The sequence below is a fragment of the Mesorhizobium sp. M0058 genome (genome assembly GCF_040323095.1).
Taxonomy (GTDB): domain Bacteria; phylum Pseudomonadota; class Alphaproteobacteria; order Rhizobiales; family Rhizobiaceae; genus Mesorhizobium.
This window is the reverse complement of the sequence record NZ_JAMYUQ010000001.1, coordinates 93054-109025: the sequence shown is the minus strand read 5'-3', so window position 1 is coordinate 109025 and position 15972 is coordinate 93054. Positions and strand designations below refer to the sequence as shown.

At 63.7% G+C, this 15972-nt stretch carries 18 protein-coding genes; 12 read left to right on the top strand and 6 right to left on the bottom strand.

The window, feature by feature from the left end; genetic code table 11:
- Positions 1-135 precede the first annotated feature (135 nt).
- The 4 genes from NKJ75_RS00605 (at position 136) to NKJ75_RS00590 (ending at position 3837) form a co-directional block, all read left to right on the top strand.
- Positions 136-591 carry a DUF2214 family protein gene (locus NKJ75_RS00605; protein ID WP_023704193.1) on the top strand — a complete coding sequence of 152 codons (456 nt, stop codon included), beginning with the start codon at positions 136-138 and terminating at the stop codon, positions 589-591.
- 178 nt (positions 592-769) lie between these two features.
- Positions 770-1747 carry a tripartite tricarboxylate transporter substrate-binding protein gene (locus NKJ75_RS00600; RefSeq protein ID WP_023814702.1) on the top strand — a complete coding sequence of 326 codons (978 nt, stop codon included), beginning with the start codon at positions 770-772 and terminating at the stop codon, positions 1745-1747.
- A gap of 98 nt (positions 1748-1845) precedes the next feature.
- Positions 1846-2319, top strand: coding sequence for a tripartite tricarboxylate transporter TctB family protein (locus tag NKJ75_RS00595; protein ID WP_023686558.1), 474 nt, complete (start codon positions 1846-1848; stop codon positions 2317-2319).
- A gap of 9 nt (positions 2320-2328) precedes the next feature.
- On the top strand, positions 2329-3837 hold the full coding sequence (locus NKJ75_RS00590; protein WP_023683079.1) for a tripartite tricarboxylate transporter permease: 1509 nt from the start codon (positions 2329-2331) through the stop codon (positions 3835-3837).
- Here NKJ75_RS00590 and nth read toward each other — a convergent pair.
- A complete protein-coding gene (gene nth, locus NKJ75_RS00585; protein ID WP_023700092.1) occupies positions 3797-4630 on the bottom strand; it encodes an endonuclease III in 834 nt (277 codons plus the stop codon). The genes NKJ75_RS00590 and nth overlap by 41 nt on opposite strands.
- Positions 4631-4652: 22 nt before the next feature.
- On the opposite strand from nth, the gene NKJ75_RS00580 reads away from it, so the two are divergent.
- Positions 4653-5147 carry a DUF2244 domain-containing protein gene (locus NKJ75_RS00580; RefSeq protein WP_352499026.1) on the top strand — a complete coding sequence of 165 codons (495 nt, stop codon included), beginning with the start codon at positions 4653-4655 and terminating at the stop codon, positions 5145-5147.
- 10 nt (positions 5148-5157) lie between these two features.
- Here NKJ75_RS00580 and NKJ75_RS00575 read toward each other — a convergent pair whose 3' ends face one another.
- A complete protein-coding gene (locus NKJ75_RS00575; protein ID WP_352499025.1) occupies positions 5158-5973 on the bottom strand; it encodes a class I SAM-dependent methyltransferase in 816 nt (271 codons plus the stop codon).
- A gap of 115 nt (positions 5974-6088) precedes the next feature.
- Between NKJ75_RS00575 and NKJ75_RS00570 the strand changes: the two genes are divergently transcribed.
- The 5 genes from NKJ75_RS00570 (at position 6089) to NKJ75_RS00550 (ending at position 10635) form a co-directional block, all read left to right on the top strand.
- A complete protein-coding gene (locus tag NKJ75_RS00570; RefSeq protein WP_031203907.1) occupies positions 6089-6994 on the top strand; it encodes a methylated-DNA--[protein]-cysteine S-methyltransferase in 906 nt (301 codons plus the stop codon).
- 141 nt (positions 6995-7135) lie between these two features.
- Entirely contained in the window at positions 7136-8044 is a 909-nt protein-coding gene (locus NKJ75_RS00565; RefSeq protein ID WP_023740841.1) for a ribokinase, read from the top strand.
- Positions 8041-9501 (top strand): amidase, encoded by a 1461-nt coding sequence (locus NKJ75_RS00560; RefSeq protein WP_031196903.1) that lies wholly within the window; start codon positions 8041-8043, stop codon positions 9499-9501. The genes NKJ75_RS00565 and NKJ75_RS00560 overlap by 4 nt, the downstream gene beginning before the upstream one ends.
- A 98-nt stretch (positions 9502-9599) precedes the next feature.
- The gene (locus NKJ75_RS00555; protein ID WP_023669737.1) at positions 9600-10214 is read left to right on the top strand and encodes a LysE family translocator; all 615 of its coding nucleotides are present in this window, start codon (positions 9600-9602) and stop codon (positions 10212-10214) included.
- A 106-nt stretch (positions 10215-10320) separates the two neighbouring features.
- The gene (locus NKJ75_RS00550) at positions 10321-10635 is read left to right on the top strand and encodes a hypothetical protein (RefSeq protein ID WP_023728527.1); all 315 of its coding nucleotides are present in this window, start codon (positions 10321-10323) and stop codon (positions 10633-10635) included.
- Positions 10636-10844: 209 nt separating this feature from the next.
- On the opposite strand, the gene NKJ75_RS00545 is transcribed toward NKJ75_RS00550, so the two are convergent.
- Positions 10845-11786, bottom strand: a complete 942-nt coding sequence (locus NKJ75_RS00545; RefSeq protein ID WP_023698210.1) for a nucleoside hydrolase — start codon at positions 11784-11786, stop codon at positions 10845-10847.
- Positions 11787-11930: 144 nt separating this feature from the next.
- Here NKJ75_RS00545 and NKJ75_RS00540 point away from each other — a divergent pair, with 144 nt between their 5' ends.
- Together NKJ75_RS00540 and NKJ75_RS00535 are read left to right on the top strand one after the other, a co-directional pair.
- On the top strand, positions 11931-12356 hold the full coding sequence (locus tag NKJ75_RS00540; RefSeq protein ID WP_023669741.1) for an Hsp20 family protein: 426 nt from the start codon (positions 11931-11933) through the stop codon (positions 12354-12356).
- Between the two features lie 64 nt (positions 12357-12420).
- Positions 12421-12678, top strand: coding sequence for a BQ00720 family protein (locus NKJ75_RS00535; protein WP_023683072.1), 258 nt, complete (start codon positions 12421-12423; stop codon positions 12676-12678).
- A 71-nt stretch (positions 12679-12749) separates the two neighbouring features.
- On the opposite strand, the gene ptsN is transcribed toward NKJ75_RS00535, so the two are convergent.
- From ptsN to rpoN, 3 genes are all read right to left on the bottom strand, one after another.
- Positions 12750-13214: a PTS IIA-like nitrogen regulatory protein PtsN gene (gene ptsN / locus NKJ75_RS00530; protein ID WP_023669743.1), complete on the bottom strand. Its 465-nt coding sequence runs from the start codon at positions 13212-13214 to the stop codon at positions 12750-12752.
- A 108-nt stretch (positions 13215-13322) separates the two neighbouring features.
- Complete coding sequence (gene hpf, locus NKJ75_RS00525) at positions 13323-13907, bottom strand: ribosome hibernation-promoting factor, HPF/YfiA family (RefSeq protein WP_023751408.1); 585 nt, start codon at positions 13905-13907, stop codon at positions 13323-13325.
- Positions 13908-14304: 397 nt separating this feature from the next.
- Complete coding sequence (gene rpoN, locus NKJ75_RS00520) at positions 14305-15831, bottom strand: RNA polymerase factor sigma-54 (RefSeq protein ID WP_352499024.1); 1527 nt, start codon at positions 15829-15831, stop codon at positions 14305-14307.
- Between the last annotated feature and the right edge of the window lie 141 nt (positions 15832-15972).

Genomic DNA, 15972 nt, shown 5'->3' with positions numbered 1-15972 from the left:
AAACCCCAGCTGTCAGGATGGCGACGCCGATGGTCCAACCCAGGTCCGCCTCTGGGAATTCTGCCGAACGATGCTACCTTTCGCAACCGGTCCGGCAAGGGCCGGTCTCGATACCGCCAATGGGAGGAGAACGCCATGGACACCACCGATCTCGTGCTTGCCATTTTCCATCATCTGCTGGTGTTGTCGCTGGCCGGCATCATCGGCGCCGAATTTGTCCTGATCCGCGGCGACCTCTCCGCCGCCACGCTCAAGCGGCTTGCCGGCATCGACCGCCATTATGGCATCATCGCCATGCTGATCATCATCATCGGCATCTGCCGCGTCATCTACGGCCTGAAGGGCTGGGAATTCTACGTCTACAACTGGGTGTTCTGGGCCAAGATGGCGGCATTCGGCATCGTTGGCCTGCTGTCGATCATCCCGACCATCCGCTTCATCTCCTGGAAGCGGCAAGCCAGTGCAAATCCCGGCTTTCAGGTGCCGGTGGCGGAACTCGCCTCGGTGAAGACCTATGTGCGCGCCGAAGCCTTCATCTTCCTGCTGATCCCGATCTTCGCGGCGGCGATGGCGCGCGGCTACGGTTATTGAAGCAACGCCAACACCAAACCCATCTCCGCCGGGCATACTCCGCACTGATCGCCATGGTTGCGCACGGCTGTATTTTGCAGTTTGCGTCAGGCGACAATCTGTTAGCTTGCCTTTGTTGCACCCTCGCTGCCTGACCTGCACAGCGATCGGAGATTGATATCCTGGGAGGAGAATTACGATGAGGAAAATTGTAGCCGCCCTGGCCGCCGCCGCGGCCGTCACGCTTTATTCGTTCACCGCCAGCGCACAGACCTATCCCGAGCGCACCATCACCGTCGTCGTGCCGTTTGCGGCCGGCGGTCCGACCGACACGGTCACGCGGCTCGTCGCCGAAGCCATGTCGAAGGATCTCGGCCAGCAGATCATCGTCGAAAATGTCGGCGGCGCCGGCGGCACGCTGGGCGCCGGCCGCGTCGCCAACGCCGACCCGGATGGCTACACGCTGCTCCTCCATCACATCGGCATGGCGACCAGCGCGACCCTCTACAGAAAACTCGCCTATGACACGCTGAACGCCTTCGAGTATGTCGGCCTCGTCACCGAGGTGCCGATGGCGATCGTCGCCCGCAAGGACCTGGAGCCGGCCGACCTGAAAGGGCTGGTCGAATACGCCAAGACCAACAAGGACACCATCACTGTCGCCAATGCCGGCATCGGCGCTGCCTCGCATCTGTGCGGCATGCTGTTCATGAGCGCCATCGGCACGCCGCTGGTCACCGTACCCTACAAGGGCACCGGCCCGGCCATGACCGACCTTCTCGGCGGCCAGGTCGACATTATGTGCGACCAGACCACCAACACCACCAAGCAGATCCAGGGCGGCACGATCAAGGCCTATGCCGTCACCACGCCGGAGCGCCTCGACGTGCTGAAGGACGTGCCGACGACCATCGAAGCCGGCCTGCCCGCGGTGCAGGTCGGCATCTGGCACGGCCTCTATGCGCCGAAGGGCACGCCGGCCGAGATCACCGGCCGACTGTCGAAATCGCTCCAGGTCGCACTGAAGGACCCCAACGTCATCGCCCGCTTCGCCGAACTCGGCACCAAGCCGTCGTCCGAGGCCGACGCGACGCCGGCAGCGCTGAAGGCCAAGCTGGAAGGCGAGATCACGCGCTGGAAGCCGATCATCGAAGCCGCCGGCCAATACGCCGACTGAGGCTTGAACGGGGCGCTGCCGGCGCCCCGTTTTCGCTTCGACGTCCGTTTTCACATTTGCAACGGCAAGCCCGTTGCAAGGGTCAGGGGAGGACAGCCATGAAACCTTTCGCCATCGACAGGACAAACGGCCTGTGCGCCGCGCTGTTCATCTTTTTCGGCGCCTTTTTCGCGATACAATCGCTCGGCCTCGAAATCGGCACCGCCTTTCGCATGGGACCGGGCTATTTCCCGCTGGTGCTGGCGATCGTGCTGATCGTGCTCGGCGCCATCATCCTCGTCCAGGCGGTGCGCGTCGAGGGCGAGCCGATCGGCCCCATTGCGTGGCGCGGCATGCTGTTCATCCTGCCGGCGCCGATCTTTTTCGGCATGACCGTGCGCGGCCTCGGCTTCGTCCCGTCGATCTTCCTGACGGCGTTGATCGCCTCTTTTGCCAGCGCCCGCATGAAGCCGCTGACGGCACTTCTGCTGTCGGCCGGCCTGACGCTGTTTTCGGTGCTGGTCTTCAGCTACGCGCTCGGGCTGCCATTCCAGCGCTTCGGCCCCTGGTTGCCCCAATGGCTGGCATTGTGAGGCGCTGAGATGGACCTCCTCAGGAACCTCGAACTCGGCTTTTCGACGGCCACCACGCCGGCCAATCTGGGTTTTTGCCTCATCGGCGTTCTGCTCGGCACGCTGATCGGCGTCCTGCCCGGCATCGGCGCCACCGCAACCATCGCCATGCTGCTGCCGATCACCTTCCAGATCGGCGACCCGGTCTCGTCCCTCATCATGCTGGCCGGCATCTACTACGGCGCCCAGTATGGCGGTTCGACCACCGCCATTCTCATCAACATGCCCGGCGAATCCTCCTCGGCCGTGACCGCCATCGACGGCTACCAGATGGCCAGGAACGGTCGCGCCGGGGCGGCTCTGGCGATCGCCGCGATCGGCTCGTTCTTCGCCGGCACGGTGTCGACCTTTCTCGTCGCCGTCTTTGCCCCGCCGCTGACGGCAATAGCCCTGCAATTCGGCGCGGCCGAATATTTTTCGCTGATGATCGTCGGCCTCGTCTCGTCCATCGCGCTCGCCCACGGCTCGATCGTCAAGGCGCTGGCGATGGTCGTGCTCGGCCTGCTGCTCGGCATTGTCGGCACCGACATCTACACCGGCACGCCGCGCTTCACGCTCGGCATCCGCGAATATGCCGACGGGCTGAACTTCGTCGCGGTGGCGGTCGGCGTCTTCGGCGTTGCCGAGATCCTGCGCAATCTCGAAAACGAGCACGAGCGCTCGGTGATGATCAAAAAGGTCTCCGGCCTGATGCCGACCCGCGACGACTTCAAGGCGATGGCCGCGCCCATCGTGCGCGGCACGATCATCGGTTCGGCGCTCGGCATCCTGCCCGGCGGCGGCGCGGTGCTTGCGGCCTTTGCCTCCTACACGGTCGAAAAGCGCGTGTCGAAACACCCGGAGGAGTTCGGCAAGGGCGCCATCGCCGGCGTCGCCGGACCGGAATCGGCCAACAATGCCGGCGCCCAGACCTCCTTCATTCCGATGCTGACGCTGGGCATTCCGGCCAATCCGGTCATGGCGCTGATGATCGGCGCCATGATCATCCAGGGCATCGTGCCCGGCCCCAATGTCGCGATCGAGCAGCCGGCGCTGTTCTGGGGCATCATCGCCTCGATGTGGATCGGCAATCTGATGCTGATCGTGCTGAACCTGCCGCTGATCGGGCTGTGGGTGAAGCTGCTGACGATCCCCTATTATGTGCTCTTCCCGATCATCATGGCGTTCTGCTCGATCGGCGTTTACAGCGTCAACACCAACGCCTTCGATCTCTACGCAGTCGCCTTCTTCGGCCTGCTCGGCTACATCCTGACCAAGCTGCGCTGCGAACCCGCACCCCTGCTGCTCGGCTTCGTGCTCGGCCCGCTGCTCGAGGAAAACCTGCGCCGCGCCATGATCCTGTCGCGCGGCGACCCCTCGACCTTCGTGACGCGGCCGATCAGCGCCGGCCTGCTGCTCGTCGCACTGGCCGTGCTCGTCGTCGTCTTCCTGCCGTCGGTCAAGAAGAAGCGCGAAGAGGTGTTCGTGGAGGAAAGCTAGTTGTCGGGACGCCGGGCGCCGCGATTTCCACGAGCGGCGCCGGCACGTCTGTCGTCTTCACCTCGGCCTTGCAGAGATCGGCGATGACGCAGGCCGGGCAATCGGGCTTGCGCGCCTTGCAGACATAGCGGCCATGCAGGATCAGCCAGTGATGCGCATGGCGCATATACTCGTCCGGGATGATCCGCAGCAGCCCTTGCTCGACCTGTTCGGGCGTCTTGCCTGGCGCCAGGCCGAGGCGGTTGCCGATGCGGAAAATATGGGTGTCGACCGCCATCGTGTGCTGGCCGAACGCCATGTTGAGCACGACATTGGCGGTCTTGCGCCCGACCCCCGGCAGCTTGACCAACTCATCGCGCTCGCTGGGCACCTCGCCGCCGTAATCGCGTATCAGCGCCTCCGAGAGCGCCACGACATTCTTGGCCTTGTTGCGCCAGAGTCCGATGGTGCGGATGTACTCGCCGACCCTGGCTCCGCCCAGCGCCAGCATCTTTTCAGGTGTGTCGGCGACCTTGAACAACGCCCGCGTCGCCTTGTTGACGCCGGCATCGGTCGCCTGCGCCGACAGCACCACGGCCACCAGCAGCGTGAAGGCGTTGACGTGCTCGAGCTCGCCCTTCGGCTCGGGCCGCTGCACCGAAAACCGCCGGAAGATCTCATGCACCTCGGCGGCGCTGTAGAGCGAACGGAGCCGCACCGGCCGCGGTCGCGGCTTGGCATTCGAGCCGTCGCACCGCCCGGGCGGCAGTTCACTTTTGGATAGGGAAAGATTTTTGGACTTGGGGCTGGCCATTTCCCTCCTATAATATCCTGGGATGAGCGACACAAACGCCTCGTTTCAGGCCGACGAGCCATTCTTCCAGGCGCTGCTGACACCGCACCGCTCGCTGGGCCGCACCGGCTTTGCCGTGCTGATGGGCGCGCTGCTGTTCGGCTGGGTAGTGACCGGGGCGTTTTTCCTGTCGCGCGGCGCTTGGCCGGTGTTCGGCTTCTTCGGCCTCGACGTCATCGCCGTCTACATCGCCTTCCGCGCCAACTATCGTGCCGCCCGTGCCCGCGAGGAAGTGTCGGTGTCGCGCACCAGCCTCGACATCCGCAAGACGGCGCCCTCGGGAAAGTCGGAAGCGCATCGCTTCAACCCGTTCTGGGCGCGCTTTTCCGTCGCTCGCGATGCCGAGATCGGCATCACCAGGATGACGGTGGAAGCACAAGGACAGAATGTGCCGATCGGGTCATTCCTGGACCCTGACTCCCGCGAGAGTTTTGCCACTGCATTTTCACGTGCTCTGACAAAAGCCAGGACGCGTTAGAGCCGGCGCGTCAGAACCGGTAGCGTAAAATCCTGCCGACCTTGCGCAATGCGGGAATGTGTCTCCACAGCCCGATGAACAGTTTTGCGGACCAGCTCATGTGCGCTGTGCGTTCCGCGCTGTAGGCCGAGATATCGTCGACAAAGCGCAGCTTCGGAACGGCACGCTCCAGTACCTGCGGGTCGTCGATCGCCCAGTGAACCTCGGCGCCCGTCGCCCTGATGGTCGGATTGAGGCGCAGCATCTTCAGGCCGAAGTGGCTGTAGGCGTCGAACATCAGCTCGCCGCCGGCAAGATGCGCGACAAGGCGTGACAGCAGCCGTGGCCCCTCCTCTACCGGGAGATAAGGCGTCAACCCCTCCATCACCACGACGGCCGGACGATTGCGCGGCACTTCTGCCAGCCAGTCCGGGTCGGTTACCGAAGAGCCGACGAGGTGGTAATGGTCGCGGGACGGGTAAAGCTTGCGCCGGAGCGCGATGACATCCGGAAAATCGACATCGAACCACTCCACGCCTTCGGGTGGATCGACACGGAAAATGCGCGTATCGAGCCCGCAGCCGAGATGCAGCACGATGGCGCCGGGATTTCTGGCGATGAAGTCTTGAACTCGCACGTCGTAGGTCTTGGCTCGAATCGCCAATCCGATGCCGAGATTGGTGTCGACCTTGAGGTGCGAGAAATCATAGTCGATCTTGCGCACGGCCTCGTCGGCGAAGCGGTCCCCGAGCAGCGAATGCGGCAGCCGGCTTTCCAGTGCCTTGCCATAAAGCGTCATCAGCAAGGTCTCCCTTGCTCCGCTCAGATTCACCCTTTCGCCGGCCATTGGCATCTCCCGGGGCGCAATCCAGTACTTATCTGGGAACAGGCGGCAACAAGGCAAGTTTCGGGTGGTTGCAAGGGGCGGAAAGACCGATATTCGCGGTCAAGGAGATATTGCCATGAACGCCCAGATGACCACGAATACGCAGATGAAACCGACAGCGATCCTGCAGCACGACATCACCCCCGAGGGCAGCGACTACGAGGTCGTGCGCCGCGCCATCGAGAAGATCAGCCTCGACTATCGCGACCAGCCCTCGCTGGAAGCCCTGGCAGCCGATGTCGGCGAGACACCCACGGGCCTGCAAAAGCTGTTCACCCGCTGGGCCGGCCTGTCGCCAAAAGCCTTCCTGCAGGCGGTCACCCTCGACCATGCCCGCAAACTGCTCGATTCCGGCATGCCGCTCCTCGAAACATCGTTCGAACTCGGCATGTCCGGCCCCGGCCGGCTGCACGATTTGTTCGTCACCCACGAGGCGATGTCGCCGGGCGACTACAAGACGCGCGGCGCTGGCCTGACCATCCGCTACGGCTACCACATCTCGCCCTTCGGCATCGCCCTGATCATGGTCACCGACCGTGGCCTTGCGGGGCTCGCCTTCAACGATCCGGGCGGCGAGCGGGCGGCTTTCGCCGACATGTCGGGCCGCTGGCCGAACGCCACCTATGTCGAGGACATGAGCGCCACCCAGCCCTATGCGGCGCGCATCTTCGATCCGACATTGTGGCGCGCCGACCAGCCGCTGCGCGTGGTGATGATCGGCTCCGACTTCCAGCTGCGCGTCTGGGACGCGCTGCTCAGGATCCCGATGGGCAAGGCCTGCACTTATTCTTCGATCGCCTCCAGGATCGGCGCGCCAAACGCCAGCCGGGCGGTGGGGGCGGCGGTCGGCGCCAACCCATTGTCCTTCGTCGTCCCTTGCCATCGGGCGCTGGGCAAGTCCGGCGCACTCACCGGCTACCACTGGGGCCTGACCCGCAAACGCGCCATCCTCGGTTGGGAAGCGGGCCAGACCGCGTCCTGAAGCTGCCCGCATCAAACAACACCGGCGAAATCCCTTCGCCGGTGTTGTTCTTTTTGCGAGCTCCCGGCGCAAAACATCCGCACGCTCTGGCAAGCCGCCGGCTTACAGGTTAGCTTCCCGCGCATTCCGCAGGAGGCTTTCTTGATCATCGTTGTCGGCTCGATCAACCTCGACCTTATCGCCAATGTCGACCGCCTGCCTTCGCCGGGCGAGACGGTCCGCGGCTCCGGCTTCGCCACCGCGCCCGGCGGCAAGGGCGCCAACCAGGCGCTGGCTGCGGCGCGCGCCGGCGCCAAGGTGCGCATGGTCGGCGCCGTCGGCAAGGACAATTTCGCAACCGAAGCCCTGGCTTTGCTCGTGGCCGGCAAGGTCGATCTCTCCGGCGTCGGCCAGAGCTTCGCCTCCACCGGCACGGCGCTGATCCTCGTCGGCGCCGATGGCGAGAATGTCATTGCCGTGGTGCCGGGCGCCAATGATTCGGTGCTGCCCGGCGATCTCGCCAAGGCTTTCCTTGCGAAGGGCGACGTCGTCCTGCTGCAGCACGAGATCCCGTTGCAGACTGTCGATGCAGCGCTCGACGCCGCACGCGCCGCCGCCGCGGTCACCGTGCTCAACACCGCGCCGTTCCGTAGCGAGGCGGCAGCGTTGCTCGGCAAGGCCGACTACGCCGTCGCCAACGAAACCGAATTCGACCTTTACGGCGAGGCGCTGTCGCTGAAAGGCCGCGACCGCCCGGCGCGCATGCGCGACTTCGCCCGCAAGACCGGCCGCACCATCGTCGTCACGCTCGGCGGCGACGGCGTGCTGGCGGCGACCCCGGAGGATTTCCTGACCGTGCCGGCGCTGAAGATCACGCCGGTCGACACCGTCGGGGCCGGCGATACTTTTTGCGGTTATCTCGCCGCCGGGCTGGCGTCCAACCTGCCGCTGGAGCAGGCTCTCACCCGCGCCGCAGCCGCCGGCTCGCTCGCCTGCCTGAAGCCCGGCGCCCAGCCGGCCATCCCGCTGGCCGCGGATGTGGACACCGCCCTGCGCAACAACGCCGGATGACAGCCCTGCGCCCCGCAACGAAGCACGCCGTGCCCCCCGCCGGCGACATCTGCCGGATGTCCGCTGTCGACCTGGCCGAGGCGATCCGGCTGCGCCGCCTGTCCGTGCGCGAGTTGGTCGCCGCATTCCTTGACCGCATCGACGCGGTAAACCCGCTGGTCAATGCCATCGTCTCGTTGCGCGAGCGCTCCGACATCCTGCGCGAGGCCGACGCGGCGGACGCGCATCTAGCGCAAGGCGGGCCGGCCGGCTCGCTGTTTGGCCTGCCGATGGCGATAAAAGACCTCGCCATGACGCGCGGCTTGAGGACCAGTTTCGGCTCGCCGATCTTCGCCGATTTCGTGCCGCAGGAGGATGATTTCTTCGTCGAGCGCATCCGCAAGGCCGGCGGCATCATCATCGGCAAGACCAACGTTCCCGAATTCGGGCTGGGATCCAACACCTACAATAATGTTTTCGGACCGACGCTGAACGCGTTCGATCCGGCGCTGACCGCCGGCGGCTCGAGCGGCGGCGCAGCGGTCGCCCTTGCGCTCGACATGGTCCCGGTCGCCGACGGCAGCGATTTCGGCGGCTCGCTGCGCAATCCGGCGGCGTGGAACAATGTCTATGGCTTCCGCCCGTCGCAGGGCCTTGTCCCCGGAGGGCCGGACCTGGAAGTCTTTCATGCTCAGATGGGCATAGACGGGCCGATGGGCCGCAGCATCAGCGACATGGCGCTGCTGCTCGACGTGCAGGCGGGCTACCATCCGCATGCGCCCTTGTCCTGGGAAAAGCCTGGTTCATTCCTCGAAGGGCTGGCAACGCCGGCAAGCGGCGGCCGCGTCGGCTGGCTCGGTGATCTCGGCGGTCACCTGCCGGTGGAGCCTGGCATCCTCGATCTGTGCGAGGCCGCACTCGGCCGCTTCGCGGAGGCATCCTTCCTGACCGAGCCCTTGCTGCCGGATTTCGATTTCGAGGCACTGTGGCAAGCCTTCGTGACGCTGCGGCAGGCGAGCAGCGGCTCGGCGCTGAAAGTCCATTATGACGACCCGCACAAGCGCGCCCTGCTGAAGCCGGAAGCCGTCTGGGAGGTGGAGAACGCCATGCGGCTGACGGCGCCGCAGATCCGCGCGGCCTCGGTCATCCGCACCTCCTGGCACCGGACGCTGCTGTCGCTGTTCGAGCACTTCGATCTCATCGCGCTGCCGACGGCGCAGGTCTTTCCTTTCGAAGTCGGCACGCATTGGCCAAGTGAGGTCGCCGGACGGACGATGGACAGCTACCATCGCTGGATGCAGGTTTCGGCCTTCGCCACGCTCGGCGGCTGTCCGGCGCTCAACGTGCCCGTCGGCTTCGACGACAAAGGCCGCCCCTTGGGCATGCAGCTGATCGGCCGGCCGCGCGGCGACCTCGCCGTGCTCAGGGCCGGAGCGGCCTATGAGGCGACCTTGCCTTGGCAGGTGGGGGCGTCCTGACGCGAGGGGCGGCACGGTCTGCGACCGGCTTGCACCAGCCCCGCCGCCATGCATTGATTGCAGCCAGCCGCCTAAGCGCATCCTCGAGGAAATCCCCCATGTCGCTGGAACTCTACGCCGCCTATGTCCTTGCCTGCATCGTCATCATCCTGGTGCCCGGTCCGACTGTCACGCTGATCATCGCCAACAGCATCCGCCATGGCTACCGCGCCGGCCTTGCCAATGTCGCCGGCACGCAGGCTGGGCTCGCCGTGATGATCGCCATTGTCGGCATCGGCCTCAACACGCTGATATCGGGCATGGGCCACTGGTTCGAATGGGTACGCCTGATCGGCGCCGCCTATCTGATCTGGATGGGGGTGCAGATGTTCCGTTCCAAGGGCGCGCTGAATGCCGACGGCACCGCGAGAAAGCCGCGCGGCGGCTTCTTCCTGCAGGGCCTGCTGGTGGCGCTGAGCAACCCCAAGACCCTGGTGTTCTTCGGCGCCTTCTTCCCGCAATTCATCGCCCCGCAGGGCAATTACACCCTGCAGATCGTCGTCATGGGCCTCACCGCCATGATCTTCGCCGCCGTCTCGGATTCCACCTATGCTCTCGCCGCCAGCCGCGCCGGCCGCCTGCTCTCGGCAAGCCGCATTAAGCTGATGTCCAGGATCAGCGGCAGCTTTCTGGTCGGCGGCGGCCTGTGGCTAGCTTTTTCGAAGGCGAAGTAACAACCGTGGACGGTCGTTTCCAACGGCAGAATGAGCCCGTACGTGAAGGCTGATTGAAAGTCAGTCTCCACGCCACCACATGACTTTGTGCTGGGGATTCTTTCAAATGTCATGGACTTATAGGGATTTGAAAAGGAACGCGCCCGGCGTGGTCCTGATCGTCGCCATGTTCGCGATGATGGTTCCTTCGGCGCTCTACAAATGGACGAATGACGCGAGCCCTATCCGGTCAGTCGAGCCAATCCACGCAACGGTCAAAAGCGCCCAATCGGACCACGACCACACCCTTTATCTGGTTTCGCTCGAAAGCGGTTCGTCCATTCTTGTCGATGACGACCGGCCGCATCTGATCGGCGCGACGGCAAACATGGAGCGCGTCACGCGCGAGAATGGAATGGTCTTCTATCGATTTGCAAAGTGAACGGCGGCGGCGCCTTCCTTCTCCCCCTGTGGGAGAAGGTGGATCGGCGCGATAGCGCCGAGACGGATGAGGGGTGTTCCAGCGGAGTGAGACGTGGGCGTTCCCTGGAACACCCCACATCCGTCGCCTTCGGCGACGCCGCCCGGGGGCGAGCCACTTGTCTCGCCCCGTCCCTTCGGAACCCACAATGGGAGAAAGGAAAGACAGAGCTAAAGCCGCGCCAACCTCTCAACCAGCAGCGCGAAAAACGCGTCATGGTCGATGTCGCGCATCACCATGGCGTTCTTCGGCCGCTTGGTCACGCCCCACCAGTCGATCACGGTCATGCCCATGGTGAGTTCGGAGGTCGTTTCGACGGTGACGTTGCAGTTGCGGCCCTTGAACAGCTCCGGCTTCAACAGATAGGCGATGACGCAGGGGTCGTGCAGCGGGCCGCCATCGGTGCCGTATTTCTCCTCGTCGAAGCGCTCGAAGAACTCCAGCATCTCGGCCGTCGCGGTGCCGACCCGGGTGCCGAGCTGGCGGATGGCCTGCGTGCGCTTGGCCGTGGTCAGCGCCTTGTGGGTGACGTCGAGCGGCATCATGACGATCGGAATGCCGGATTTGAACACCAGGTCGGCGGCTTGCGGATCGACATAGATGTTGAATTCTGCGGTCGGCGTGACATTGCCGCCTTCGAAGAAACCGCCGCCCATCAGTACGATTTCCTTGATGCGCGGCGCGATCTTCGGCTCACGGATCAGCGCCAGCGCGACATTGGTGAGCGGGCCGAGCGCGCACAGCGTGATCGTGCCGGCCTCTTCCTTCATCAGCGTCTCGACGATGAAGTCGACCGCATACTGGCCCTGCAGCTTCATCTTCGGATCGGGCAGTTGCGGGCCGTTGAGGCCGGTCTTGCCATGCACTTCCTCGGCGGTGACCAGCTCGCGCGCCAACGGGCGGATGGCGCCTGCATAGACCTTGATGTCGGGCCGGCCGGCCAGTTCGCAGATTTTCCTGGCGTTCTTTTCGGTCAATTTCAGCGGCACGTTGCCGGCAACAGCAGAGATGCCGACGATCTCCAGCTCGGCGCTGCCGAGCGCCAGCAATATGGCGACGGCATCGTCCTGGCCGGGATCCGTGTCGATGATGATCTTGCGGGTCTGGGGCATTTCATTTCCTTATGCGGGGGAGTCTTTTTGGCGGGGGTGTTCGGCGGCTTGAACTTGGCCGCGGCGCGGACCATATCAAGACCATCGGGAAAAATGCCATCCGGGTTTTTCCAGTTTATGTCGCTCCAAAGAGGACAGTGTAACATGAGCCGAATGACGCCCTTCTCCAGCCCGCTTCTCCTTGGTTTCGATGCCATGGAAAAGACCCTGGAACGACTGGCGAAATCCGGTGACAGTTATCCTCCCTACAACATCGAGCGCCTCAGCGGTGCTGACGGCAAGGCCGAAAGGCTGCGCATTACGCTGGCTGTCGCGGGTTTCGCCGAAAGCGATCTCGATGTCACCACGGAGGAAAACCAGTTGGTCGTGCGCGGCCGTCAAACCGACGACACTGAGCGCGAATTCCTCCACCGCGGCATCGCCGCGCGCCAGTTCCAGCGCTGTTTCGTGCTGGCAGACGGCATGCGGGTGATCGCAGCGGAACTGAAGAACGGCCTTTTGTCGATCGATCTCGATCGGCCGGATACCGAACGGCTGGTACGGAAAATAAATATATCGGTGAAAGACTGATCTTTACCGATGGCTCTCATGCGGGATGGCCTTGAGCGGCGTCCTCGCGCCAAGGAGGCTTGAAATGACCAGAACTGACGAAACCATCACCATGACCAGCGGCGAATTCGCCCATCTCGGCGAAGGCTCGGTCGCTTATCTCCGCAAGGTCTCGAGCGACGAGCTGCTCGGGCGCTTCCCCAACCTCGGCGAAATAGCGCCTGGTATGGTCCTGTGGGCCCTGTTTGCCGCCAACGGCCAGCCGATCCTGCTTTCGGATGCGAAAGACCGGGCTTTGGCCGGCGCCATGGAAAACGACCTGACCACTGTCGCCATTCACTAAGGCGACTGCTGGCGGTTGAAATGGAGAGGGCCGCCTTCGGCGGCCCCTGGAAGACTTAAATCCGAAGAACTTCAGGCGGCGTGCGAGGCCTGCGTGTCCGAAAGCAGTGCGTGGATGGCGACCGCGTCGCGCGTGCCTCTGATCTTGGCCACCGTGTCGGCGTCGCGCAAAACCCTGGCGATGCGCGACAGTGCCTTGAGGTGATCGGCGCCGGCGCCTTCCGGGGCCAGCAGCAAAAACACCAGATCGACCGGCTGGTCATCCAAGGCCTCGAAATCGACCGGCGTCTCCAGCCGGGCAAAGACGCCGGCGATGCGCTTCACCCCGGCGAGCTTGCCGTGCGGAATGGCGATGCCGTTGCCGACGCCGGTGGAGCCCAGCCGTTCGCGCTGCAGGATGGTGTCGAACACTTCGCGCTCCGGAATGCCGGAAATCGCCGCCGCTCTCTCGGACAGCAACTGCAGAAGCTGCTTTTTGGAGTTCGCCTTCAACGCCGGCAAGATCGCCGGAACGTTGAGAAGATCGCTCAGATCCATATTTGAAATCCCTTATTCGCCTGCCGTCGCCAGTCCTCGCCCCTCGCGCGGCTGGCTATTATCCCTGTGCGACCATTGCCGTCACCTGTGCGACCATTGTCGTTGTCGTCACGCCTGTGCGACTTTGGTCGTCGACGGGTCGATCCAGCCGATATTTCCGTCCGGCCGCCGATAGACGATGTTGAGGTGGTCGTTTCCGGCGTTGCGGAATACGAAAACCGGGCTGTCCTTGGTGTCGAGTTCGATAACCGCCGACGCCACCGACATGGTCTGCAGCGTCATGGTTGATTCGGCGACGATGGCCGGGGCGTAGTCCTCCGGAATGTCCTCATCGTCATCGGTCAGCGGCGCCATTACCGTATAGGCGATGTCGGTGATTTCGCCATTTCCATTGCCTGAATTGTGCGATTTCAGACGGCGTTTGTAGCGCCGCAGCCTGGTTTCGAGGCGGTCCGCGGCCGCCTCGAAGGCAAGTGTCGGATCCTGGGAATCGCCGGTTGCCTGCAGCGAAGCGCCGGAATCCAGCCTGATCATGCAATCGGCCGAGTAACGCGACCCCGATTTGATGACCGTGACGTGCCCTGAAAAACCGCGATCGAAATATTTTCCAATCGCCTCGCCGACACGATCGGTAATGCGCGTACGCAACGCATCGCCGATATCCATGTGTTTACCCGATATGCGCAATTTCATCTGAAAACTGACCTTCCTTGCTCAGGCTTCAAACTGGCCAGAGTTTATACTCGTGATCCGTGCGCACAAGCTTTGCGGCGTCAACTCGCGCCGATTTTAGATCCGAACTTTCCGGTTGATCACAATCCGCCTTCTTGGCCGTCCCGTGGCCTTCATCGTGACGGACCATCCGCATGCGGGCCGCGAGCCCGTCTCATGCGGGCGGGCTTCTAGACACTTCATTGCAGCTTGTCAATTAATGCATGTCGCCCAGAAGTGCGCTGCGGTTCTGGGACAACGACATGCATCAAAACAAAGACTTAAAGCGCGTCGTATGAATCCGTTTCAGCGCGATGCGCTTTAAGGTCGGAAAGTTGTGGAATCCAGCCATAGCAAAAGCCTTGCCGGGCAAGCAGACCTAGCGCCCCGCGCTCGCCAGAGCGCGCTTTTCACGCCGCCGCTGCACCGACGAGGGAATATTCATACCCTCCCGGTACTTGGCCACCGTGCGCCGGGCAATATCGACGCCGCTTTCCTTCAACATATCGACGATTGCGTCATCGGACAGCACATCGGCGGGCTTTTCCTCGTCGATCAGCTGCTTGATGCGGTCGCGCACCGCTTCCGAGGAATGCGCATCACCGCCGCCCGACGCCGCGATCGAAGCCGTGAAGAAATAACGCAGCTCAAACACGCCACGCGGCGTCAGCATGTATTTGTTGGCCGTCACCCGGCTGACGGTCGATTCATGCATGCCGATGGCATCGGCCACCGTGCGCAGGTTGAGCGGCCTGAGCTGGCGCACGCCATGGACGAGAAAAGCGTCCTGCTGGCGCACGATTTCCGACGCCACTTTCAGGATCGTCTTTGCCCGCTGGTCGAGGCTCCGCGTCAGCCAGTTGGCATTCTGCAGGCATTCGGCCAGGAAATCCTTCTCCGCCTGATTCTTCGCATGCGGCGAGACCTGGGCGAAATAGATGTGATCGACAAGCACGCGCGGCAGCGTCTCGGCATTGAGCTCGACCGTCCAGCTACCGTCATTGGCGGCACGGACTTCGACATCGGCGACGATGGCATCGCTGGCGCCGCCTGAAAATGCCGTGCCCGGACGCGGATCGAGCGCGCGGATTTCGGCCAGCATGTCGAGAAGATCCTCCTCGTCAACCCCGCAAAGCCGCTTCAGCGTCTGGAAATCGCGCCGCGCCAGGAGTTCGAGGTTGCCGATCAGCGTTTTCATCGCCGGATCGAGACGATCGCGCATGGCAAGTTGCAGCGACAGGCATTCGGCAAGGTCGCGCGCAAACAGGCCGACCGGCTCGAATGTGTGGCAGGCTGCCAGCACCTTGGCCACCACCGCCCGATCGGCGCCGAGCCGTTTGGCGATCTCGGCGGGATCGGCGCGCAGATAGCCGGCCTCGTCCAGGCCGTCGGCCAGTTCGGCTGCGATCAGCCTTGCGGCCGGATCGGCAAAGGCAAGCGCGATCTGCTCGCCGACATGCTGGCGCAGCGTGATCGCCGCGGCGGCCATGTCGCCGACGTCGAAGCCTTCGGAAGAACCGGACGAACTATTGCCGGTGGCCGACTTCCACTGCGCCGTCAGGTCCGGACCGAGCCGCTCGCTGGTGCCGGGATCGTCGGGGAACAGATTTTCCAGCGAGCTGTCGAGCTTGTCGGAGATCGCTTCGGCGCTCCACGCCGTCTCGTTTTCGAACCAGTCGCCATCGGCGGCAGGCTCAGGAGCGGCATCGCCCTTCTGCACCTGGTCGCTTGCGGCGTCATCCTGGGGCTCGGCGCGCTCCAGCAGCGGATTGCGCTCGATCTCGTCGTCGATGAAGTGGTCGAGCTCGACATGGGTGAGCTGCAACAGCCTGATCGACTGCATCAGCTGCGGCGTCATCACCAGCGACTGGGATTGTCGTAGCTGTAGTTTCGCCGCCAACGCCATGGTTCGGTTTCAAACGCCCTTCTGCACCCGGAAGCCTACACATCAGAAGCTGCCGGAAAATGAATTTTTCCGACCTTCCATAGAAACTGGCCCGGCTTTTGCTTGTCAAGGCGAACGATGGCAAAAGGCCCCTACCGAAGC